Here is a 20597-nt window from a genome sequence, read left to right on the forward strand (position 1 = left end):
CCCCGCAGTTGCCCGCGGGAGTTGGCCTTTACTTGTAGCGGTAGACGATACGGCCCCGCGAGAGGTCGTACGGGCTGAGTTCCACTACGACCCGGTCCTCGGGGAGGATCCGGATGTAGTGCTGACGCATCTTTCCTGAGATGTGAGCAAGCACAACGTGTCCGTTAGTCAGCTCAACGCGGAACATCGCGTTGGGCAGAGCTTCCTGCACAGTGCCTTCAATCTCAATGACACCGTCTTTCTTAGCCATATCCTCCGCTAACGTCAGTAACCACCACAGTGTGGGGCTGGAATTTTTGGGTTTGTTCGCCTCGAGGCTTTCAACGAAAGCCGCCGTTTCCGGCGGTTCCGGGCCCGGAACTGGGCATGAAAACAGAGACAACCAACAGACAACTGTACCCCAGAGGGTCGTTTAAGTTAAATCCGGATGCTTTGCAAGTACGACGGCGGGTGTTTCCACCGCTTCGGCACTCGCCACGGCGTCCGCTATTGCCAGGCGGACCGCCTCGGCCGCGAGGATCTGCAGGTCCATCCGCGGATCGCCGTCCGTGCCGGCGGCCAGCTCGCGCCGGCAGGTGGCCAGCGCGAAGATGACGTCGCCGTCGGCCAGCGTGTGCGAGGGGCTCAGCGCACGGGCCAGACCCGCGTGGGCGGCCGACGCCGTCCGCTTGGCCTGCGCCGGATCCAGCACCGCGTTGGTTGCCACCACGCACAGCGTCGTGTTCAGCGGACCGCGCTGCCCCGTAACGTGGCCGGCTCCCGGTGGCGTCCTGTCCGGGACTCCGGCCACCGTTCCGGTTCCGCCCGGGCCCGCCTGGGCCTCAAGAGCGACGGGGCGTGACAGCCCGGTCGGGGCGCCGGCGGCGTTGACCACCGCGAGGGCGCCCACCACAATGTCCGCGTTGTCCTCCCCCATCCGCAGCGAGGCCGTCCCCACTCCCCCTTTGTAGCGGCGCTGATCCACGGCCGCGCCGGTCCCCGCGCCGACGTTGCCCCGCCGCACCGCGGCAAACTCCCGCGAGTCACCCGCGGCCGCTGCGGCGTCGTACCCCATTTGCTCCGTGGGCCGCGCCGCGACGTCCCCGCCCCGACCCAGGTCGTAGATCGCCGCCGCCGGGACGATCGGCACCACGGCCTCGCGGGTGCGGAACCCCCGGCCCTGCTCCTCGCACCAGCGCTGGGCCCCGTGCGCCGCGATCAGACCGAACGCGCTGCCGCCGGTCAGCACCACCGCGTCGACCTCCGGCACGAGCGTCGTCGGGTCCAAAGCGTCGGTCTCGTGCGTCGCCGGCCCTCCCCCGCGCACGTCCACGGAGCCGACGGTCCCCGGCGGCGGCAGCACCACCGTCACGCCCGTCAGCCAGCCGTCGCCGATCCGCTCGACCTGGCCCACTCGGATCCCCGGCACGTCCGTTATGGAAGACATGGCCTCATCCTGCCACGCGTAGACGCCTGCCGGCGCCGGGCTCAGTCGAGGGCGACGGGGGTGACGCCGAGCGGCGCGAGCTTGGCGACGCCGCCGTCCTCCGCGGTGAGCACCCAGATGCCGCGCTCGTGCACGGCGACGGTGTGCTCCCACTGGCAGGAGCGGGAGCCGTCGGTGGTGACGACGGTCCAGTCGTCGTCGAGGGTCTTCGTCTCGATGTCGCCGCGGACCAGCATGGGTTCGATGGCGAGGCACAGCCCGGGGCGGATCTTCGGGCCGCGGTGCTTGGTGCGATAGTTGAGCACGTCCGGGGCCTGGTGCATGGCGGTGCCGATACCGTGGCCGACGTAGTCCTCGAGGATGCCCAGCGGCTTGCCGGGGACGCTGCTGACGTAGTCATCGATGGCGTTGCCGATGTCGCCGACGCGGGAGCCGTTGGCCAGGGCCGCGATGCCGCGCCACATGGCTTCCTCGGTGACGTCGGAGAGGCGCTGGTCCTCCGGGTCCGCCGTGCCTACGATCACGCCGCGGGCCGAGTCGCCGTGCCAGCCGTCGACGCTGCAGCCGCCGTCGATGGAGAGGATGTCGCCGTCCTGCAGGACCTTGCCGCCCGGAATCCCGTGGACCACCTCCTCGTTCACGGAGACGCAGACCGTCGCGGGGAAGCCGTGGTAGCCCTTGAAGTTGCTCTTGGCTCCTTCGGCGTCGAGCACAGCTTCGAAGGCGGCGTCGATGTCCGCGGTGGTGGCGCCGACGACGGCGGCTGCCTGGGCGGCGTCGAGGGCGCGGCTGACCACGAGGCCGGCTTTGCGCATCCGGCGGATCTGCTCGGTGGTCTTGTATTCGATGCTGGGCTGGCCGAATGCCATGTGCGGGGTTCCTTCTGTTCCTGCTAAGGCCGCAGGCCCTGTCCGGAAGAACAGGGCCTGCGGTTAAGGTTCATGCCTGGTTAGGCGGTGACGCTCTTGAGCGCGTCCATAATGCGGTCGGTGACCTCGTCGATCGGCCCGATGCCGTCGACCTTGGTCAGGATGCCGCGCTCGGCGTACCGGGACACGACGGCCTCGGTCTGCTCGTGGTAGAGGTCCAGGCGGTGCCGGATGACCGTCTCGTTGTCATCGGCGCGGCCTTCCAGCTCCGCGCGGCTGAGGAGGCGCTTGACCAGCTCCTCGTCGTCGGCGGTCAGCTGCAGGACCACGTCCAGCGACTCTTCGCCATCGGCCAGGATGCTGTCCAGCTCCTCCACCTGCGCAGTGGTGCGCGGGTAACCGTCGAGCAGGAAGCCGGGCTCGACGTCGTCCTGCTTCAGGCGGTCGCGCACCATGTTGTTGGTGACGCTGTCGGGGACGAAGTCTCCCTTGTCGATGTACTTCTTGGCCTCGATGCCCAGCGGCGTCTCTTCCTTCACGTTGGCGCGGAAGATGTCACCGGTAGAAATCGCAACGATGCCCAGCCGCTCGGAAATGCGGGAGGCCTGGGTTCCTTTGCCCGAACCGGGCGGGCCAATAATGAGCATCTTCGTCATCGCAATAGTCCTTCGTAGTGGCGTTGCTGTAGCTGGGCATTGATCTGCTTGACCGTCTCAAGACCCACACCCACCATGATGAGGATCGAGGTTCCGCCAAACGGGAAGTTCTGGTTCGCGTTGATCAGCACCAGGGCGATCAGCGGAATCAGGGCCACGAGGCCGAGGTAGAGGGCACCCGGCAGCGTGATCCGGGCAAGCACGTAGGAGAGGTACTCCTCCGTGGGGCGGCCGGCACGGATGCCCGGGATGAAGCCGCCGTACTTCTTCATGTTGTCCGCCGTCTCCTGCGGGTTGAACGTGATGGAGACGTAGAAGTAGGTGAAGAAGACGATCAGCAGGAAGTAGACCACCATGTAGAGCGGATGGTCCCCGCTGACCAAGTAGGTGTTGATCCAGTTGACCCACTCCGGCGGCGCCGTGGTGCCGTCCGTGGGCGTGTTGAACTGGGCAATCAGGGTGGGCAGGTAGAGCATCGACGACGCGAAGATCACCGGGATGACGCCGGCCATGTTGACCTTGATCGGGATGTAGGTACTGGTGCCGCCGACGGTCCGGCGGCCGACCATGCGCTTGGCGTACTGCACCGGGATGCGGCGCTGCGACTGCTCCACGAAGATGACGGCGGCGACCACGAACAGGCCGATGATGATCACGCCGATGAAGATGTTCACGCCCTGGGCGCGGAGGATCTCGCCGAGCGAGGACGGGAAGCCGGCGGCGATCGAGATGAAGATCAGGATCGACATGCCGTTGCCGACGCCCTTTTCCGTCACCAGCTCGCCCATCCACATGATCAGGCCGGTACCGGCGGTCAGCGTGATGATGAGCAGGATGATCGTGACCAGGCTGTCGTCCGGGATGATCGGCACCGGGCAGTTGCCCAGCAGGGCGCCGCTGCGGGCCAGCGAGACCAGCGTGGTCGCGTTGAGCAGGCCGAGGGCGATGGTCAGGTAGCGCGTGTACTGGGTCAGCTTGGACTGGCCCTGCGCGCCTTCCTGGTGCAGTTCCTGGAAGCGCGGAATCACCACGCGCAGCAGCTGCACGATGATGCTCGCCGTGATGTACGGCATGATGCCGAGGGCGAAGATGGACACCTGCAGCAGCGCGCCGCCGCTGAAGAGGTTCACGAACTGGTAGAGCCCGCCCGTGGTGTTACCCAACGCCAAACATTGCTGAACGTTGCCGTAATCAACACCGGGTGCCGGGATGAAGGCACCCATGCGGTAGATGGTGATGATACCGAGCGTGAACAACAACTTGCGTCGCAGGTCAGGCGTCCGGAATACCCGGCCAATTGCGCTAAGCAAGCGTCCTCCTGAAAGTCATTCGATGCCGTCGAGCGGCATTACACAAGAACCGAGTCTATCGGTTCAGCATGGACCGGCTGAACTCACGCCGGTGAATACGGGCTTTTAACGAAAAGAAACTCTTGGTGGCCGGATAAAACCGGCCACCAAGAGTTTACTCATGGCTGTGGATGACCACTACCGACGGGATTTAGAGCTCCGTGATGGAGCCGCCGGCGGCAGCAATCTTCTCAGCGGCACTGGCGGAGAAGGCGTGAGCCTTCACATCGACCTTGACGGTGATGTCGCCGGTACCCAGAACCTTTACAGGCTGGTTCTTGCGGACCGCGCCCTTGGCCACCAGCGTCTCCACGGTGACCTCGCCGCCCTCGGGGAACAGCTCGTTGAGCTTGTCCAGGTTCACGACCTGGAACTCCACCTTGAACGGGTTCTTGAAACCGCGCAGCTTCGGCAGGCGCATGTGCAGCGGCAGCTGGCCACCGGCAAAGCCTGCCTTGACCTGGTAACGGGCCTTGGTGCCCTTGGTACCACGGCCAGCGGTCTTGCCCTTGGAGCCTTCACCACGACCAACACGGGTCTTGGCGGTCTTGGCACCGGGGGCAGGACGCAGGTGGTGGACCTTCAGAGTCTTCTCTTCTGCCATTCCTACTTCGCCTCCTCAACCTTTACCAGGTGAGAAACAGTGTTGACCATGCCCACGGTCACGGCGTCGGCGTTGCGGACAACGGTGTGTCCGATCCGCTTCAGGCCCAGTGAACGCAGCGTGTCGCGCTGATTCTGCTTGCCGCCAATGACGGACTTGATCTGGGTGATTTCCAACTGTCCTTCGGACGGAGTCAGATTCTTCGGGGTCGTCTGCATGATTAGACACCTGCCTTCTGCTGGAGGCTGCGGAGCAGCACCGGCGGAACGACCTCGTCCATGGGCAGCCCGCGGCGGGCAGCCACGGCCTGCGGCTCTTCGAGGCGACGCAGTGCATCCACAGTGGCGTGGACGATGTTGATCGCGTTGGAGGAGCCGAGCGACTTCGACAGCACGTCGTGGACACCGGCGCACTCGAGTACGGCGCGGACCGGGCCACCGGCGATAACACCGGTACCGGCGGATGCCGGACGGAGCATGACGACGCCTGCGGCTGCCTCACCCTGAACGCGGTGCGGCACAGTGCCGGCCACGATCGGAACGCGGAAGAAGGACTTCTTGGCCTCTTCCACACCCTTGGCGATAGCGGCCGGAACTTCCTTGGCCTTGCCGTAGCCGACACCGACCAGGCCGTTGCCGTCGCCGACAACCACCAGAGCGGTGAAGCTGAAGCGGCGTCCGCCCTTGACTACCTTGGCGACGCGGTTGATGGTGACGACGCGCTCGAGGTACTTGTCCTTCTCGGCGTCGCGGGCGTTGTCGCGGCCACCACGGCCGCCACGGTCCCCGCGTCCGCCGCGATCGCTGCGCTCACCACGACGGCCGCCGCGGCGGTCGTCCTGGGTCGAAGCTTTCTCGGCGGTACCTGCGGTCGCGGTGGTCTCAGTTGCTTCAGTCACCTGAGTTTCCTTTTCGTTATTCTCAGCGGTCACAGTGCCAGCCCACCTTCGCGTGCGCCGTCGGCCACTGCCGCGATGCGGCCGTGGTACCGGTTGCCGCCGCGGTCGAAGACAACGGCCTCGACGCCGGCAGCCTTGGCACGCTCGGCGACGAGCTCGCCGACGCGCTTGGACTTGGCGGTCTTGTCGCCGTCGAACGAACGCAGGTCGGCTTCCATGGTGGAAGCCGAAGCGACGGTGATGCCCTTGCTGTCATCGACAACCTGGACGAACACGTGGCGCGCGGAGCGGTTGACCACCAGGCGCGGACGGACCGCGCTGCCGGTGATGCGCTTACGGACCCGCAGGTGGCGGCGGCCGCGTGCGGCAGACTTGCTCTTACCCTTAATTCCGATAGCCATGATTACTTACCAGCCTTTCCGACCTTGCGGCGGATCTGCTCGCCTGCGTAACGGATGCCCTTGCCCTTGTAGGGGTCCGGCTTCCGCAGCTTGCGGATGTTGGCAGCAACCTCGCCGACCTGCTGCTTGTTGATTCCCGATACAGAGAGCTTGGTCGGACCCTCTACTGCAAAGGTGATGCCCTCGGGAGCCTTGACGGGAACCGGGTGGCTGTAGCCCAGGGCGAACTCGAGGTCCGAGCCCTTGGCCTGCACGCGGTAACCGGTGCCGACGATTTCGAGGCTCTTCTTGTAGCCCTCGGTCACGCCAACGATCATGTTGTTGATCAGCGTGCGGGTCAGGCCGTGGAGGGACCGCGATTCGCGCTCGTCGTTCGGGCGGCTAACGGTAAGGGTGCTCTCCTCCAGGGAAACCTGGATCGGGGAAGCGACCGTGTGGGTCAGTTCGCCCTTGGAGCCCTTGACGGAAACTACGTTGCCGTCAACCTTGACCTCGACGCCGGAGGGAACGGTGATGGGGAGACGTCCAATACGTGACATTATTCTCTTTCCTTCCCGTTACCAGACGTAGGCGAGGACTTCGCCGCCCACGCCCTTCTTGCCGGCCTGACGATCAGTCATCAGTCCGGAAGAGGTGGACAGGATAGCGATGCCCAGGCCACCCAGCACGTGCGGCAGGTTGGTGGACTTTGCGTAAACGCGCAGACCGGGCTTGGAGATGCGGCGGACACCGGCGAGCGAACGCTCGCGGTTGGGGCCGAACTTGAGGTCGATGGTCAGCTTCTTGCCGACCTCTGCCTCTTCTTCCTTCCAGCCGGCGATGTAGCCTTCGGCCTTCAGGATGTCGGCAACGCGTGCCTTGAGCTTGCTGTACGGCATCGACACGGTTTCGTGGTACGCCGAGTTTGCATTGCGCAGACGAGTCAGCATGTCTGCGACAGGATCTGTCATTGTCATGGTGGGCTCTTGCCCTTCCCCGTAACGGTTTCCGTCGGTACGGACCTGTTACGTAGTTGGTTTAGTCTTCGGTCTGGAACGGGAAGCCCAGCGCCTTGAGCAGCGCGCGGCCTTCCGCGTCGGTCTTGGCGGTGGTGACTACGGTGATGTCCATACCGCGTACACGGTCAATCTTGTCCTGATTGATCTCGTGGAACATGGACTGTTCGGTCAGACCGAAGGTGTAGTTGCCGTTGCCGTCGAACTGCTTGCCGTTGAGGCCGCGGAAGTCGCGGATACGGGGCAGGGCGAGGGTGACCAGGCGGTCGATGAATTCCCACATGCGGTCGCCGCGCAGCGTAGCGTGCGCACCGATCGGCATGCCTTCGCGCAGCTTGAACTGTGCGATGGACTTGCGGGCCTTGGTGACCTGCGGCTTCTGGCCGGTGATCTGGGTCAGATCGCGGACGGCGCCGTCGATGAGCTTGGAGTCCTTGGCGGCATCTCCAACACCCATGTTGACGACAACCTTGACCAGGCCGGGGACCTGCATCACGTTGGGGTAGTTGAACTCGTCCTGCAGGGCCTTCTTGATCTCGCTGGCGTAGCGAGTCTTCAGACGGGGAACGATCTTCGTGACAGTCTCAGTCATTAGAGGTCCTTCCCGGAGCCCTTGGCAACGCGGACGCGCACAGTGCGCTCCCGGCCATTGCGCTCGACGGTTTCGGTGCGGTAGCCAACACGGGTCGGCTTCTTGGTTTCGGGATCGACAACGGCCACGTTGGAGATGTGGATCGGGGCCTCGACAGTCTCGATGCCGCCGGTCTTCGTGCCGCGCTGCGACTGGCCGACCTTGGTGTGCTTGGTGACGCGGTTGATGCCTTCAACCAGCACGCGGTTGGTCTCCGTGTAAACCTTCAGGACCTTGCCCTGCTTGCCGCGGTCGCCGCCGCGGTCCTGCTTGGCGCCGGTGATGACCTGGACCAGGTCACCCTTCTTGATCTTGAACTTAGCCATGGGTTAGAGCACCTCCGGAGCAAGCGAGATGATCTTCATGAACTTCTTGTCGCGAAGCTCACGGCCCACCGGGCCGAAGATACGGGTACCGCGGGGGTCGCCGTCGTTCTTCAGGATCACTGCAGCGTTCTCATCGAACTTGATGTAGGAACCGTCCGCGCGGCGGCGTTCCTTCTTGGTACGAACGATGACAGCCTTAACGACGTCACCCTTCTTGACGTTGCCGCCGGGAATTGCGTCCTTGACGGTGGCAACGATAACGTCGCCAATGCCTGCGTAGCGACGTCCCGATCCACCGAGAACGCGGATGGTCAGGATTTCCTTGGCACCCGTGTTGTCGGCGACCTTCAGTCGCGACTCCTGCTGAATCACTTATAACTCCTGTCGTCGCGCCGGTTCTCATGAAAATGAGCCTTGCGGAACGGATATGGGATACCCCGCACCGGGCTCCCCCTGCCCGCGCGTGAGCGCAAAGCCGAAGGCGGTTGCGGGAATTTGCCTATTCTGTCCATGCGGAAAGGTGGATAGTCTTCCCAAACGGCACAGGCAAGATTACTAGTTTATTACCAAGACACCCCGGACGCGAAATTCAGCTGAATCTGCGGCCAGGGGCTCGTACTTTTCAAGGGGATCGCTCCCCTTCAAACCCATCCCCGGTCAGCTCGCCGGCTGCTGCCGGAACGTGACCGAGGCGGGAAACCTAAGGGGTCGGACCCGCCCGCCGTGCGGGCGGGTCCGACCTGCAGGAACCAGGTCCTACTTAGCCTTTTCGATGATCTCGACCAGGCGCCACCGCTTGGTGGCGGAGAGCGGACGAGTCTCGGCCAGCAGAACCAGGTCGCCGATGCCGGCGGTGTTCTGCTCGTCATGGGCCTTCACCTTGGTGTTGCGGCGCATGACCTTGCCGTAGAGGGCGTGCTTCTTGCGGTCTTCGATGTCGACGACGATGGTCTTGTCCATCTTGTCGGAGACCACGTAACCGCGGGCGGTCTTCCGGTTGCCGCGAACCTGTGCTGCTTCAGTCACAGATGCTTCCTTCTCACTCATTTGGCATCATCCTCGGCGGCCGGGGTCTCGGCGGCTTCCGCGGACTCGGCCTTCTTGGACTTCTTTGCCTTCTTCTCAGCCGGAGCTTCCTCGGAAGCTACAACCTCGGGCCGGATACCCAGCTCGCGCTCGCGCAGCACCGTGTAGATGCGCGCGATGTCACGCTTGACAGCCTTCAGGCGGCCGTGGTTTTCCAGCTGACCGGTGGCGGACTGGAAACGGAGGTTGAACAGCTCCTCCTTGGACTTGCGCAGCTCCTCGACGAGACGGTCCTTGTCGAAAGTCTCGAGCTGATCGGTTGCGAGTTCCTTCGAACCAACTGCCATTTCTATTCACCACCTTCGCGACGCACGATGCGTGCCTTCAACGGCAGCTTGTGGATCGCCAGGCGAAGGGCCTCGCGAGCTACCTCTTCATTGACACCGGAGAGTTCAAACAGAACCCGGCCCGGCTTGACGTTGGCTACCCACCACTCCGGCGAACCCTTACCGGAACCCATGCGGGTTTCGGCCGGCTTCTTGGTCAGCGGGCGGTCCGGATAGATGTTGATCCAGACCTTGCCGCCACGCTTGATGTGGCGGGTCATGGCGATACGGGCCGCTTCGATCTGGCGGTTGGTGACGTACGCAGGCGTCAAAGCCTGGATGCCCCACTCGCCGAAGCTGACCTGGGTGCCGCCGGTAGCGTTGCCCGTGCGGGACGGGTGGTGCTGCTTGCGGTGCTTGACTCGACGTGGGATAAGCATTTAAGCCTCTCCTCCTTCTGCAGCCGGAGCGGCTGCTTCCGCAGCGGGAGCCTCGGCCTTGGGGGCCTCGGCAGCTGCAGAGCGGTCAGTACGACGGCGGCGGTCACCACGGTCTGCCGGGCCACGGCCCGGACGGTCGCCACGGCCGCGCGAGGACGGAGCTGCGGCCTGCTGGGCAGCCAGTTCCTTCGCCGTCACGTCGCCCTTGTAGATCCAGACCTTCACGCCGATGCGGCCGAAGGTGGTCTTGGCCTCGAAGAAACCGAAGTCGATGTTCGCGCGCAGGGTGTGCAGGGGCACACGGCCTTCGCGGTAGAACTCCGACCGGCTCATTTCGGCGCCGCCCAGACGGCCGGAGCACTGGACACGGATGCCCTTGGCGCCGGCGCGGGTTGCGGACTGCATGGCCTTCTTCATCGCGCGGCGGAAAGCCACGCGGGAAGTCAGCTGCTCGGCGATGCCCTGGGCAACCAGCTGCGCCTCGATCTCGGGGTTCTTGACCTCGAGGATGTTCAGCTGCACCTGCTTGCCGGTCAGCTTCTCCAGCTCGCCGCGGATGCGGTCTGCTTCGGCGCCGCGGCGGCCGATCACAATGCCCGGACGGGCAGTGTGAATGTCCACGCGAACGCGGTCACGGGTGCGCTCGATTTCAACCTTGGCGATACCTGCACGCTCCATGCCGGTGGACATGAGCTGGCGGATCTTGACGTCCTCGCGAACGAAGTCCTTGTAGCGCTGGCCGGCCTTGTTGCTGTCAGCGAACCAGTGGGAGACGTGGTCGGTGGTGATACCGAGGCGGAATCCGTGCGGGTTTACTTTCTGTCCCACTTACTGGTCCTCCTCTTTCTCCGGGGTAGCGACAACAACCGTGATGTGGCTGGTCCGCTTCTTGATGCGGTAGGCGCGGCCCTGGGCCCGCGGCTGGAACCGCTTCATCGTCGGGCCCTCATCGACAAAGGCCTCGCTGATGTAGAGGTCGCTCTCATCGAAGGCGACGCCGTCACGGTCCGCGAGAACGCGGGCGTTGGCGACTGCCGATGCGAGTACCTTCGAAACCGGCTCCGAAGCTGCCTGCGGGGCAAACTTCAGAATTGCCAGAGCCTCATTCGCCTGCTTGCCACGAACAAGGTTGACGACGCGCCGGGCCTTCATAGGCGTTACGCGGATGTGGCGCGCAATAGCCTTGGCTTCCATTGCTTTCCTTCTCTCGTCTTCTGCCGTACGAGCGAGCGCCTAGCGGCGCTTGCCCTTACGGTCGTCCTTCACATGGCCGCGGAAAGTCCGCGTCGGGGCGAATTCGCCGAGCTTGTGCCCGACCATCGACTCGGTGACAAACACCGGAATGTGCTTGCGTCCGTCGTGTACGGCGATCGTGTGCCCGAGCATGTCGGGGATGATCATCGAACGGCGGGACCACGTCTTGATGACGTTCTTGGTGCCCTTTTCGTTCTCTGCAGCTACCTTCACGAAGAGGTGCTGATCGACGAAGGGGCCTTTCTTCAGGCTGCGTGGCATGTTCCCAGGCTCCTATCGCTTGTTCTTGCCAGTACGACGGCGACGCACAATGAGCTTGTCGCTTTCCTTGTTGGGGCGGCGGGTACGGCCCTCGGGCTTACCGTTCGGGTTGACCGGGTGGCGGCCACCGGAGGTCTTGCCCTCGCCACCACCGTGCGGGTGGTCGATCGGGTTCATGGCCACACCACGCACGGTCGGGCGGATGCCCTTCCAGCGCAGACGACCGGCCTTGCCCCAGTTGATGTTGGACTGCTCGGCGTTGCCGACCTCGCCGACGGTTGCGCGGCAGCGCACGTCGACGTTGCGGATTTCGCCGGAGGGCAGACGGAGCTGGCCGTACTTGCCTTCCTTGGCGACGAGCTGGACCGAAGCGCCGGCCGAGCGGGCCATCTTGGCGCCGCCGCCCGGGCGCAGTTCAACTGCGTGGATAACGGTACCCACCGGGATGTTGCGCAGCGGCAGGTTGTTGCCGGGCTTGATGTCGGCGCCGGCTCCGGCTTCGACAACGTCGCCCTGCTTCAGCTTGGCCGGGGCCAGGATGTAGCGCTTGGTGCCATCAACGTAGTGCAGCAGTGCGATGCGGGCGGTGCGGTTGGGATCGTATTCGATCTCGGCAACCTTGGCCGGCACGCCGTCCTTGTCGTGGCGACGGAAGTCGATCAGACGGTACTGGCGCTTGTGGCCGCCACCCTTGTGGCGGGTCGTGATCTTACCGGAGTTGTTGCGGCCACCCGTCTTGGACAGGGGGCGGACCAGCGACTTTTCCGGAGTCGACCGCGTGATTTCAGCGAAGTCGGCTACGCTCGAGCCGCGGCGGCCCGGGGTAGTCGGCTTGTATTTACGGATTCCCATAATTTATTTCCTCGTTAAAGTGGTCTCCGCTTAGGAAAGCGGACCGCCGAAGATGTCGATTGTGCCTTCCTTCAGGGTGACAATCGCGCGCTTGGTGTTCTTGCGCTGTCCCCATCCGAAACGGGTGCGCTTGCGCTTCCCGGCACGGTTGATGGTGTTGATCGAGTCGACCTTGACGGAGAAAATCTTCTCCACGGCCAGCTTGATCTCGGTCTTGTTCGAGCGCGGGTCGACCAGGAAGGTGTACTTACCTTCGTCGATCAGGCCGTAGCTCTTTTCCGAAACGACGGGTGCAATGACGACGTCGCGGGGGTCCTTAGCGGTGGTCGCGCTCACTTGGCGTCCTCCTTGTTCACAAATGCCTCGTAGGCAGCCTGGGTGAAGACCACGTCGTCGGAAACGAGCACGTCGTAGGTGTTCAGCTGATCCACGTAAATGGTGTGAACTTCCTCGATGTTGCGCAGGCTCAGGGCCGCCACATCGTTGGCACGCTCGATAACGACAAGCAGGTTCTTACGGTCGGAAACCGAACGCAGTGCCTCGATGGCGCCCTTGGTGGACGGCTTCTCGCCGGACACCAGTGCGTCGAGGACGTGGATACGGCCGTTGCGGGCCCGATCCGACAGGGCGCCGCGCAGGGCAGCAGCCTTCATCTTCTTCGGGGTGCGCTGGCTGTAATCGCGCGGGGTCGGACCGTGGACAACGCCACCGCCGGTCATGTGAGGCGCACGGATCGAACCCTGGCGGGCGCGGCCGGTGCCCTTCTGCTTGAACGGCTTGCGGCCTGCACCGGAAACCTCGGCGCGGGTCTTGGTCTTGTGGGTGCCCTGGCGGGCAGCAGCGAGCTGGGCGACGACGACCTGGTGCAGCAGCGGCACGTTGGTCTGGACGTCGAAGATCTCTGCCGGCAGGTCAACCTTTACAGTGTTAGCCATTGGACTAGGCTCCCTTCACAGCGGAACGGACGAGAACGACCGACCCGCGGGCACCGGGGACGGCACCCTTGATCAAGAGCAGCGACTTCTCGGTGTCAACAGCGTGAACGGTCAGGTTCAGCGTGGTGTGGCGGACGGCGCCCATGCGGCCGGCCATGCGCAGACCCTTGAAGACGCGGCCCGGAGTGGAGGCGCCACCAATGGAACCCGGCTTGCGGTGGTTCTTGTGGGCACCGTGGGAAGCGCCGACACCGGAGAAGCCGTGACGCTTCATAACACCGGCGAAACCCTTACCCTTGGAGGTTCCGACGACGTCGATCTTCTGACCGGCTTCGAAGGTTTCCACGGAGAGTTCCTGGCCGAGCTCGTAGGACTCGGCGTCCGAGGTGCGCAGCTCAACGAGGTGGCGGCGGGGGGTGACACCGGCCTTCTCAAAGTGTCCGGCCAGCGGCTTGGTCACCTTGCGGGGGTCGATCTGGCCGTAGCCGATCTGGACGGCGGTGTAACCGTCAGCATCTGCATTGCGCAGCTGAGTGACGACGTTGGAGTCGGCCTGGACGACGGTCACCGGCACAAGGCGGTTGTTCTCGTCCCAAACCTGGGTCATGCCGAGCTTGGTACCCAGCAGTCCCTTTACCTGGCGTGTAGTGGTAGACATAATAATCCGCACTCCCCTACAGCTTGATTTCGATGTTCACGTCTGCAGGCAGGTCAAGACGCATGAGCGAGTCAACGGCCTTCGGCGTGGGGTCAATAATGTCGATCAGACGCTTGTGAGTACGCATTTCAAAGTGCTCACGGCTGTCCTTGTACTTGTGCGGCGAACGAATAACGCAGTACACGTTCTTCTCGGTGGGCAGCGGCACGGGGCCTACTACCGTTGCGCCTGCACGCGTGACCGTCTCAACGATCTTCCGTGCTGAAACATCAATGACCTCATGGTCATATGACTTCAGACGGATGCGGATTTTCTGTCCCGCCATGGCGTCTCCGCTCTCTTTCTCAGTGCTGCTCTGTTAATTTCCAGTTCTGCGCCCCCGGAAGGCCCGCACGGGCTTACCTGGCGCGCCTCCAACAGGCTGAATCCGGAAATTTCCGGGTTCCTCACCCTGCCGAGGCTCCGACCCCCGCGCTCGGGCGTGTCGCATGCATTCTGCACAGCTTCGCCCGGCAAGATTGGGGTGGGTTATATTTGGGCTCCTCGCTCCATGGAACCTGCCCCTGCACCGGGCATTATCCCGGTCGGGACGCAGTCGCGCATGAAGACACACGGAAGCGCTTGAACAACTCATCTAGTGTGGCAGATATCGTCACGAAACGCGAATCGAGGGCTGATTGCCGTGGTCGTCCATCCTTTGCGGCTAGAATCCGGCGGCGTTGGCTCGCACATCGGCCGGAGGGCCGGTAAGGGATGCTGCAGACGGGACCGTGACTAGTGTACCCCGAGGTGAGATGCTACTTGCTACCGGCCAGGGTGCGCCGGTCCAGTGAGCGCAAGGACCAGTCGATGGGTATCTCACCCGAAAGCCTGGCGGCCATGATTCCGCCGGATTTCACGCTCGGGGTCGCCACTGCGGCCTTCCAGATCGAAGGCGCGCTGGCTGAGGACGGCCGCGGCCCCTCCGGCTGGGACGCTTTTGCCGCGGAACCGGGCCGCATCGTCAACGGCGATACCGCCGATGCCGCCTGCGACCACTACCACCGGATGGTCGACGACGTGCGGCTCATCCACGCGCTCGGCGTCGACTCCTACCGGTTTTCCCTCTCCTGGCCGCGGATCCAGCCGGATGGGCGCGGCCCCGCCAATCCCGCCGGCCTCGACTTCTATGACCGGCTGATCGACGAACTCCTCGAACGCGGCATCTCTCCGATGTGCACGCTCTACCACTGGGACACACCGCTGCCGCTCGAGCGGGCCGGGGGCTGGCTGAACCGCGAGACCGCCTACCGGCTGGCGGACTTCGCCGAGATCGCCGCGTCCGCCTTCGGCGACCGGGTGCACCGCTGGGTCACGATCAACGAACCGACGACCGTTGCGCTGAACGGCTACGGGCTCGGCATCCACGCACCGGGCCGCCCCGGACTCTTCGACGCTGTGCCGGCCGCGCACCACCTGGTGCTCGCCCACGGGCTGAGCCTCGAGGCGCTGCGCGGCGCGAACGTGCCCGGGGAAATCGGCATCACCAACGTCTACTCCCCCGTCGTTCCCGCACGCGGCGGCTTCATCAACGACCGGTTGGTCGAACTGTTCGACATCCTGCACAACGGCATGTTCTCGGATCCGGTCCTGCTCGGCCGCTACTCCGATATCAACCCGCTGCTGATGCCGTTCCTCCACTACCTGACCGAGGTCAGCGACGAGGACCTGGCGATCATGTCCCGGCCCCTGGACTTCTACGGACTGAACTACTACTTCCCCACCAGGATCGCGCCAGGTCCCGGACCGAGCACGGGGCCGGACGCCATTCCGGAGGGATTGCCGGAGCATAAGCTCGACGACACACCCGACCTGCCCTTCCACATCACCGGCTGGGCCCGGTATGAGCGCACCGGATTCGGCTGGCCCGTGGCTCCTGATTACCTGGCGGTGGCCCTCACCGAAATGGCCCGGCGCTACCCCGGGCTCCCACCGGTCTTCATCACCGAGGGCGGCGCCAGTTTCCAGGACGTCGTGGTCCGGGACGCGCTCACCGGCGAGCCCCACATCGCCGACGTCCAGCGCATCAATTACCTGGCCGACCATATCGCGTCGGCCATCGGGGCGACCTCGCCCGGCGGGCCCGCGGAAGCCATCGACCTGCGCGGCTACTACGTGTGGACGCTGATGGACAATTTCGAATGGGCGGCAGGCTACAGCCAGCGGTTCGGCCTGGTCTATGTCGACTTCGAGACGCAGCAGCGGATCCCCAAGTCCTCCTACCGGTGGCTGCAGGACGTTACGTCCCTGCGGGCCGAGGACGCCAGCGTTGCCTCCCGCTGACCTCGGCGGTGCCAGGCCTTAGTGCCCGACCTACTGCTGGCCGTAGTCGTTGGCCCGGCGGATCCGCTTGGCCCGTTCAATCTCGTGCCGGAAATAGCGCCGGCCCCACATCACCGTGCCGGCGATGGCGACTACCACGCCGATGACAATCCAGAATACGATCCACTCCATGCTCCGATCCTACTGCCGTCCCGATCCCGCAGCGGCGGAAGTCCGGAGCCGGCCGGGGCCAAATTTGTGCCGATTCCACAGGTTCGGGCGGTCCGGACGAGACTACTGTGGATAGTGTCCGAATGCTGCAAGAGGGAGCTGGACTTCATGCTCACCACAACGAAAATGACTACGGTCCTGCCGGTCAAGGACATGGACCGCGCGCGCGAATTCTACGAGAAGTCTTTGGGCCTGAAAGCCAAGGGACTCCTCGATGCGGATACCTTCATCTTCACCAGCGATGGCAACACCGCGCTCGAACTGCTGCGCCGTCCGGACCTTCCGGCGTCGGAGCATACGGCCGTCAGCTTCGAAGTCGCCGACCTGGATGCGGAAATGAAGGATCTGGAGGGCCACGGCGTCAGGTTCGAGGACTACGACCTGCCCGGGCTGAAGACTGAGAACCACATCGCCACCTCCGACCACGATCGGTGCGCCTGGTTCACCGATACGGAAGGAAACATCCTCTGCCTGCATCAGAACCTGATGTAGCCGGCATTAAAAACAGGAAGCCCCGCTGCACTGCAGCGGGGCTTCCTTAGTTCGATCCGGCTCCGTCAGGACCGCATGGCGGCCGGCGGAGCCTACGAAACCAAGTTACTTGGTGATCTTGGTAACGCGGCCCGAACCAACGGTGCGGCCACCCTCACGGATAGCGAAGCCGAGGCCCTCTTCCATGGCGATCGGCTGGATCAGCTCGACGCTCATCTCGGTGTTGTCGCCCGGCATAACCATTTCCGTGCCTTCCGGCAGGGTGATAACGCCGGTGACGTCCGTGGTCCGGAAGTAGAACTGCGGACGGTAGTTCGAGTAGAACGGGTTGTGGCGGCCGCCTTCATCCTTGGACAGGATGTAGACGTTGGCCTCGAAGTCGGTGTGCGGGGTGATGGAACCCGGCTTCACGACGACCTGGCCGCGCTCTACGTCTTCGCGCTTGATACCGCGGAGCAGCAGACCACAGTTCTCGCCAGCCCATGCTTCGTCGAGCTGCTTGTGGAACATCTCGATACCGGTAACCGTGGTCTTCTGGATCGGACGGATACCGACGATCTCGACCTCGGAGTTGATGGCGAGGGTGCCACGCTCGGCGCGGCCGGTAACAACGGTACCGCGGCCGGTGATGGTGAAGACGTCCTCGATGGGCATCAGGAACGGCTTGTCCTTGTCGCGGACCGGGTCCGGGATGGACTCGTCCACAGCATCCATCAGGTCCTCAACGGACTTGACCCACTGGGGGTCGCCCTCGAGGGCCTTCAGGCCGGAAACGCGGATGACGGGAGCGTTGTCGCCGTCGAACTCCTGGGAGCTGAGCAGCTCGCGGACTTCCATTTCGACGAGGTCGAGGAGTTCCTCGTCCTCAACCATGTCAGCCTTGTTCAGCGCGACCAGCAGGTAGGGAACACCAACCTGGCGGGCGAGCAGAACGTGCTCGCGGGTCTGGGCCATCGGACCGTCGGTAGCGGCAACCACGAGGATCGCGCCGTCCATCTGAGCTGCACCAGTGATCATGTTCTTGATGTAGTCAGCGTGGCCGGGAGCGTCAACGTGTGCGTAGTGACGCTTCTCGGTCTGGTACTCGATGTGCGAGATGTTGATGGTGATACCGCGCTGGCGCTCTTCCGGGGCAGAGTCGATAGCTGCGAAGTCACGCTGCTCGTTGAGATCGGGGTACTTGTCAGCAAGCACCTTGGAAATGGCAGCGGTCAACGTGGTCTTACCGTGGTCAACGTGACCGATGGTACCGATGTTGACGTGCGGCTTAGTCCGCTCGAACTTTGCCTTCGCCACGGGTTCCTCCTAGGACGTTTTGAAAAGACATGCTCTCCGGCAACGCTTCTCGCTGCCGAAACCTGAACAAGTCTACTTCGGGCTTGGATATTTGGGGAAATTACAGAATCCGCCGGCTGCGCACAGTACCTGCGCGCCCCGTCAGCCTGTGTGCAGTCCTTAGGCCGCGGCTCGGCCGCACGGACTGCGAGGTGGTTGCCGTCCCGGCGGACCGGGACGGCAACCGGAGATTACTCGCCGCGGGTCTTCTGGATGATCTCGTCGGCTACTGCCTTCGGGACCTCCGAGTAGCTGTCGAACTGCATCGAGTACACCGCGCGGCCCTGGGTCTTGGACCGCAGGTCGCCGATGTAACCGAACATCTCGGACAGCGGAACGTTGGCGCGCACGACCTTCACGCCCGAGGCATCTTCCATGGACTGGATCATGCCGCGGCGGGAGTTCAGGTCACCGATGACGTCACCCATGTATTCCTCAGGGGTACGCACCTCGACGGCCATCAGCGGTTCGAGCAGGATCGGGTTGGCGCGACGAACGCCTTCCTTCAGGACCTGGGAACCGGCGATCTTGAACGCCATTTCCGAAGAGTCGACGTCGTGGTAGGCGCCGTCGAGCAGGATGGCCTTGACGCCCACCATCGGGTAGCCCGCGAGGACACCCAGGCGCAGTGCGTCCTGGATACCGGCATCCACCGAGGGGATGTATTCGCGCGGGATACGGCCGCCGGTGACCTTGTTCTCGAACTCGTAGAAGGTACCGCCGGCGGTGTCCAGGGGCTCGAAGGAGACCTGGACCTTTGCGAACTGGCCGGATCCACCCGTCTGCTTCTTGTGGGTGTAGTCGACCTTTTCGACGGTCTTCTTGATGGTTTCGCGGTAGGCCACCTGCGGCTTGCCGACGTTGGCTTCAACCTTGAACTCGCGGCGCATGCGGTCCACCAGGATGTCCAGGTGGAGCTCGCCCATGCCGCCGATTTCGGTCTGGCCGGTCTCGTCGTTGAGGGAGACGGTGAACGTCGGGTCCTCATCGGAGAGTTTCTGGATAGCGGTCGACAGCTTCTCCTGGTCACCCTTGGTCTTCGGCTCGATGGCCACGAAGATCACGGGCTCCGGGAAGCTCATCGATTCGAGCACGATCGGGTTCGCCGGGTCGCACAGGGTGTCGCCGGTGGTCACGTCCTTGAGGCCGATGGCCGCGTAGATGTGTCCGGTGGTGACTTCGTCAACCGGGTTCTCCTTGTTGGCGTGCATCTGGAAGAGCTTGCCGATGCGCTCCTTCTTGCCCTTGGTGGAGTTGATCACCTGGGCGCCGGAGGAAGCCTTGCCGGAGTAGACGCGGATGTAGGTCAGGCGGCCGAAGAAGGGGTGCGTGACGACCTTGAACGCGAGGGCCGAGAACGGCGCGCTGGCGTCAGCCTGGCGCTCCAGGACCTTCTCCTCGTCGTTGACTGCGTGGCCCTGGATGCTGGGAACGTCCAGCGGGGACGGCAGGAAGTCGATCACGGCGTCGAGCATGGGCTGGACGCCCTTGTTCTTGAACGCGGAACCGCAGTAGACCGGGTAGATCTCGGAGTTGATCGTCATCTTGCGGATGCCGGCCTTGAGTTCCTCGATGCTGGGCTCTTCGCCCTCGAGGTACTTCTCCATGAGCTCTTCGGAGGACTCGGCAACGGCCTCGACCAGCTGCGCGCGGTATTCCTCGGCCTTGGCCTGCAGGTCCGCCGGGATCTCTTCGATCTCGTAGTCCGCGCCCATCGTGACCTCGCCGCGCCAGGTGAAGGCCTTCATGGTCAGCAGGTCGACAACGCCCTCGAAGTCGCTCTCGGCGCCGATCGGCAGCTGCATGACCAGCGGCTTTGCACCGAGGCGGTTGATGATGGTGTCAACGGTGAAGTAGAAGTCGGCTCCGAGCTTGTCCATCTTGTTGACGAAGCAGATGCGCGGCACGTCGTACTTGTCCGCCTGGCGCCAGACGGTCTCCGACTGCGGCTCAACGCCCTCCTTGCCGTCGAAGACGGCTACGGCGCCGTCGAGGACGCGCAGGGAGCGCTCAACCTCGACCGTGAAGTCCACGTGACCGGGAGTGTCGATGATGTTGATCTGGTTGTCGTTCCAGTAGCAGGTGGTAGCCGCGGAGGTAATGGTGATACCGCGTTCCTGCTCCTGTGCCATCCAGTCCATGGTTGCGGCACCGTCGTGCGTCTCACCGATCTTGTGGTTGACACCGGTGTAGAAGAGGATGCGCTCAGTAGTGGTGGTCTTACCGGCATCGATGTGGGCCATGATGCCGATGTTGCGGACCTTCTTGAGGTCGGTAAGCACGTCGAGTGCCACAGTTTCTCCCTTTTTAGGTGAGCAATTGGCGACGGCG

The 20597-nt window shown here is 63.8% G+C and carries 30 protein-coding genes; 2 read left to right on the forward strand and 28 right to left on the reverse strand.

The window, feature by feature from the left end; translation table 11 throughout:
* Positions 1-28 precede the first annotated feature (28 nt).
* From infA to rpsJ, 25 genes are all read right to left on the reverse strand, one after another.
* Entirely contained in the window at positions 29-250 is a 222-nt protein-coding gene (gene infA, locus OC550_RS10795; protein ID WP_005267757.1) for a translation initiation factor IF-1, read from the reverse strand.
* A gap of 162 nt (positions 251-412) precedes the next feature.
* Positions 413-1426, reverse strand: coding sequence for a P1 family peptidase (locus tag OC550_RS10800; RefSeq protein ID WP_262105784.1), 1014 nt, complete (start codon positions 1424-1426; stop codon positions 413-415).
* Positions 1427-1467: 41 nt separating this feature from the next.
* On the reverse strand, positions 1468-2295 hold the full coding sequence (gene map / locus OC550_RS10805; RefSeq protein ID WP_262105785.1) for a type I methionyl aminopeptidase: 828 nt from the start codon (positions 2293-2295) through the stop codon (positions 1468-1470).
* Between the two features lie 80 nt (positions 2296-2375).
* Positions 2376-2951, reverse strand: a complete 576-nt coding sequence (locus OC550_RS10810) for an adenylate kinase (RefSeq protein WP_262105786.1) — start codon at positions 2949-2951, stop codon at positions 2376-2378.
* A complete protein-coding gene (gene secY / locus OC550_RS10815; protein WP_262105787.1) occupies positions 2948-4261 on the reverse strand; it encodes a preprotein translocase subunit SecY in 1314 nt (437 codons plus the stop codon). Before secY ends, OC550_RS10810 begins: the two co-directional genes overlap by 4 nt.
* 190 nt (positions 4262-4451) lie before the next feature.
* On the reverse strand, positions 4452-4904 hold the full coding sequence (gene rplO, locus OC550_RS10820; RefSeq protein ID WP_262105788.1) for a 50S ribosomal protein L15: 453 nt from the start codon (positions 4902-4904) through the stop codon (positions 4452-4454).
* Positions 4905-4906: 2 nt separating this feature from the next.
* Complete coding sequence (gene rpmD / locus OC550_RS10825) at positions 4907-5122, reverse strand: 50S ribosomal protein L30 (RefSeq protein ID WP_262105789.1); 216 nt, start codon at positions 5120-5122, stop codon at positions 4907-4909.
* Between the two features lie 2 nt (positions 5123-5124).
* The gene (gene rpsE, locus OC550_RS10830; protein ID WP_262105790.1) at positions 5125-5802 is read right to left on the reverse strand and encodes a 30S ribosomal protein S5; all 678 of its coding nucleotides are present in this window, start codon (positions 5800-5802) and stop codon (positions 5125-5127) included.
* Positions 5803-5831: 29 nt separating this feature from the next.
* On the reverse strand, positions 5832-6203 hold the full coding sequence (gene rplR, locus OC550_RS10835; protein ID WP_262105791.1) for a 50S ribosomal protein L18: 372 nt from the start codon (positions 6201-6203) through the stop codon (positions 5832-5834).
* 2 nt (positions 6204-6205) lie between these two features.
* Positions 6206-6742 (reverse strand): 50S ribosomal protein L6, encoded by a 537-nt coding sequence (gene rplF, locus OC550_RS10840; protein WP_262105792.1) that lies wholly within the window; start codon positions 6740-6742, stop codon positions 6206-6208.
* A gap of 18 nt (positions 6743-6760) precedes the next feature.
* The gene (gene rpsH / locus OC550_RS10845) at positions 6761-7159 is read right to left on the reverse strand and encodes a 30S ribosomal protein S8 (protein WP_262105793.1); all 399 of its coding nucleotides are present in this window, start codon (positions 7157-7159) and stop codon (positions 6761-6763) included.
* A gap of 61 nt (positions 7160-7220) precedes the next feature.
* Entirely contained in the window at positions 7221-7790 is a 570-nt protein-coding gene (rplE, locus tag OC550_RS10850; RefSeq protein WP_262105794.1) for a 50S ribosomal protein L5, read from the reverse strand.
* Positions 7790-8155: a 50S ribosomal protein L24 gene (gene rplX, locus OC550_RS10855; protein ID WP_262105795.1), complete on the reverse strand. Its 366-nt coding sequence runs from the start codon at positions 8153-8155 to the stop codon at positions 7790-7792. The genes rplE and rplX overlap by 1 nt, the downstream gene beginning before the upstream one ends.
* Before the next feature lie 3 nt (positions 8156-8158).
* A complete protein-coding gene (gene rplN / locus OC550_RS10860) occupies positions 8159-8527 on the reverse strand; it encodes a 50S ribosomal protein L14 (protein WP_005267743.1) in 369 nt (122 codons plus the stop codon).
* A 384-nt stretch (positions 8528-8911) separates the two neighbouring features.
* A complete protein-coding gene (gene rpsQ / locus OC550_RS10865; protein WP_262105796.1) occupies positions 8912-9202 on the reverse strand; it encodes a 30S ribosomal protein S17 in 291 nt (96 codons plus the stop codon).
* On the reverse strand, positions 9199-9528 hold the full coding sequence (rpmC, locus tag OC550_RS10870; protein WP_262105797.1) for a 50S ribosomal protein L29: 330 nt from the start codon (positions 9526-9528) through the stop codon (positions 9199-9201). Before rpmC ends, rpsQ begins: the two co-directional genes overlap by 4 nt.
* A 2-nt stretch (positions 9529-9530) precedes the next feature.
* Complete coding sequence (gene rplP, locus OC550_RS10875; protein ID WP_262105798.1) at positions 9531-9947, reverse strand: 50S ribosomal protein L16; 417 nt, start codon at positions 9945-9947, stop codon at positions 9531-9533.
* Positions 9948-10775: a 30S ribosomal protein S3 gene (gene rpsC, locus OC550_RS10880; protein WP_262105799.1), complete on the reverse strand. Its 828-nt coding sequence runs from the start codon at positions 10773-10775 to the stop codon at positions 9948-9950.
* Entirely contained in the window at positions 10776-11141 is a 366-nt protein-coding gene (rplV, locus tag OC550_RS10885) for a 50S ribosomal protein L22 (RefSeq protein WP_005267738.1), read from the reverse strand.
* A 39-nt stretch (positions 11142-11180) separates the two neighbouring features.
* Entirely contained in the window at positions 11181-11462 is a 282-nt protein-coding gene (gene rpsS, locus OC550_RS10890) for a 30S ribosomal protein S19 (protein WP_262105800.1), read from the reverse strand.
* Between the two features lie 12 nt (positions 11463-11474).
* Complete coding sequence (gene rplB / locus OC550_RS10895) at positions 11475-12314, reverse strand: 50S ribosomal protein L2 (RefSeq protein WP_262105801.1); 840 nt, start codon at positions 12312-12314, stop codon at positions 11475-11477.
* Between the two features lie 30 nt (positions 12315-12344).
* Positions 12345-12650: a 50S ribosomal protein L23 gene (gene rplW / locus OC550_RS10900; protein ID WP_139005744.1), complete on the reverse strand. Its 306-nt coding sequence runs from the start codon at positions 12648-12650 to the stop codon at positions 12345-12347.
* A complete protein-coding gene (gene rplD, locus OC550_RS10905) occupies positions 12647-13249 on the reverse strand; it encodes a 50S ribosomal protein L4 (RefSeq protein WP_262105802.1) in 603 nt (200 codons plus the stop codon). The genes rplW and rplD overlap by 4 nt, the downstream gene beginning before the upstream one ends.
* Positions 13250-13253: 4 nt before the next feature.
* Positions 13254-13907: a 50S ribosomal protein L3 gene (gene rplC / locus OC550_RS10910; protein WP_262105803.1), complete on the reverse strand. Its 654-nt coding sequence runs from the start codon at positions 13905-13907 to the stop codon at positions 13254-13256.
* 16 nt (positions 13908-13923) lie between these two features.
* Positions 13924-14232 carry a 30S ribosomal protein S10 gene (rpsJ, locus tag OC550_RS10915; RefSeq protein ID WP_003803825.1) on the reverse strand — a complete coding sequence of 103 codons (309 nt, stop codon included), beginning with the start codon at positions 14230-14232 and terminating at the stop codon, positions 13924-13926.
* Positions 14233-14756: 524 nt separating this feature from the next.
* Here rpsJ and OC550_RS10920 point away from each other — a divergent pair.
* Positions 14757-16229, forward strand: coding sequence for a GH1 family beta-glucosidase (locus OC550_RS10920; protein ID WP_262105804.1), 1473 nt, complete (start codon positions 14757-14759; stop codon positions 16227-16229).
* A gap of 30 nt (positions 16230-16259) precedes the next feature.
* Here OC550_RS10920 and OC550_RS10925 read toward each other — a convergent pair whose 3' ends face one another.
* On the reverse strand, positions 16260-16400 hold the full coding sequence (locus OC550_RS10925) for a hypothetical protein (protein ID WP_262105805.1): 141 nt from the start codon (positions 16398-16400) through the stop codon (positions 16260-16262).
* Positions 16401-16547: 147 nt separating this feature from the next.
* On the opposite strand from OC550_RS10925, the gene OC550_RS10930 reads away from it, so the two are divergent.
* Entirely contained in the window at positions 16548-16931 is a 384-nt protein-coding gene (locus tag OC550_RS10930) for a VOC family protein (protein ID WP_262105806.1), read from the forward strand.
* 105 nt (positions 16932-17036) lie between these two features.
* Here the strand turns inward: OC550_RS10930 and tuf are convergent, their stop codons facing one another.
* Both tuf and fusA read right to left on the reverse strand, forming a co-directional pair.
* Positions 17037-18227 carry an elongation factor Tu gene (tuf, locus tag OC550_RS10935; protein ID WP_262105807.1) on the reverse strand — a complete coding sequence of 397 codons (1191 nt, stop codon included), beginning with the start codon at positions 18225-18227 and terminating at the stop codon, positions 17037-17039.
* Positions 18228-18457: 230 nt separating this feature from the next.
* Complete coding sequence (gene fusA, locus OC550_RS10940; protein WP_262105808.1) at positions 18458-20560, reverse strand: elongation factor G; 2103 nt, start codon at positions 20558-20560, stop codon at positions 18458-18460.
* Positions 20561-20597 lie beyond the last annotated feature (37 nt).

This window comes from Arthrobacter sp. Marseille-P9274 (assembly GCF_946892675.1).
In the GTDB taxonomy this organism is placed as follows: domain Bacteria; phylum Actinomycetota; class Actinomycetes; order Actinomycetales; family Micrococcaceae; genus Crystallibacter.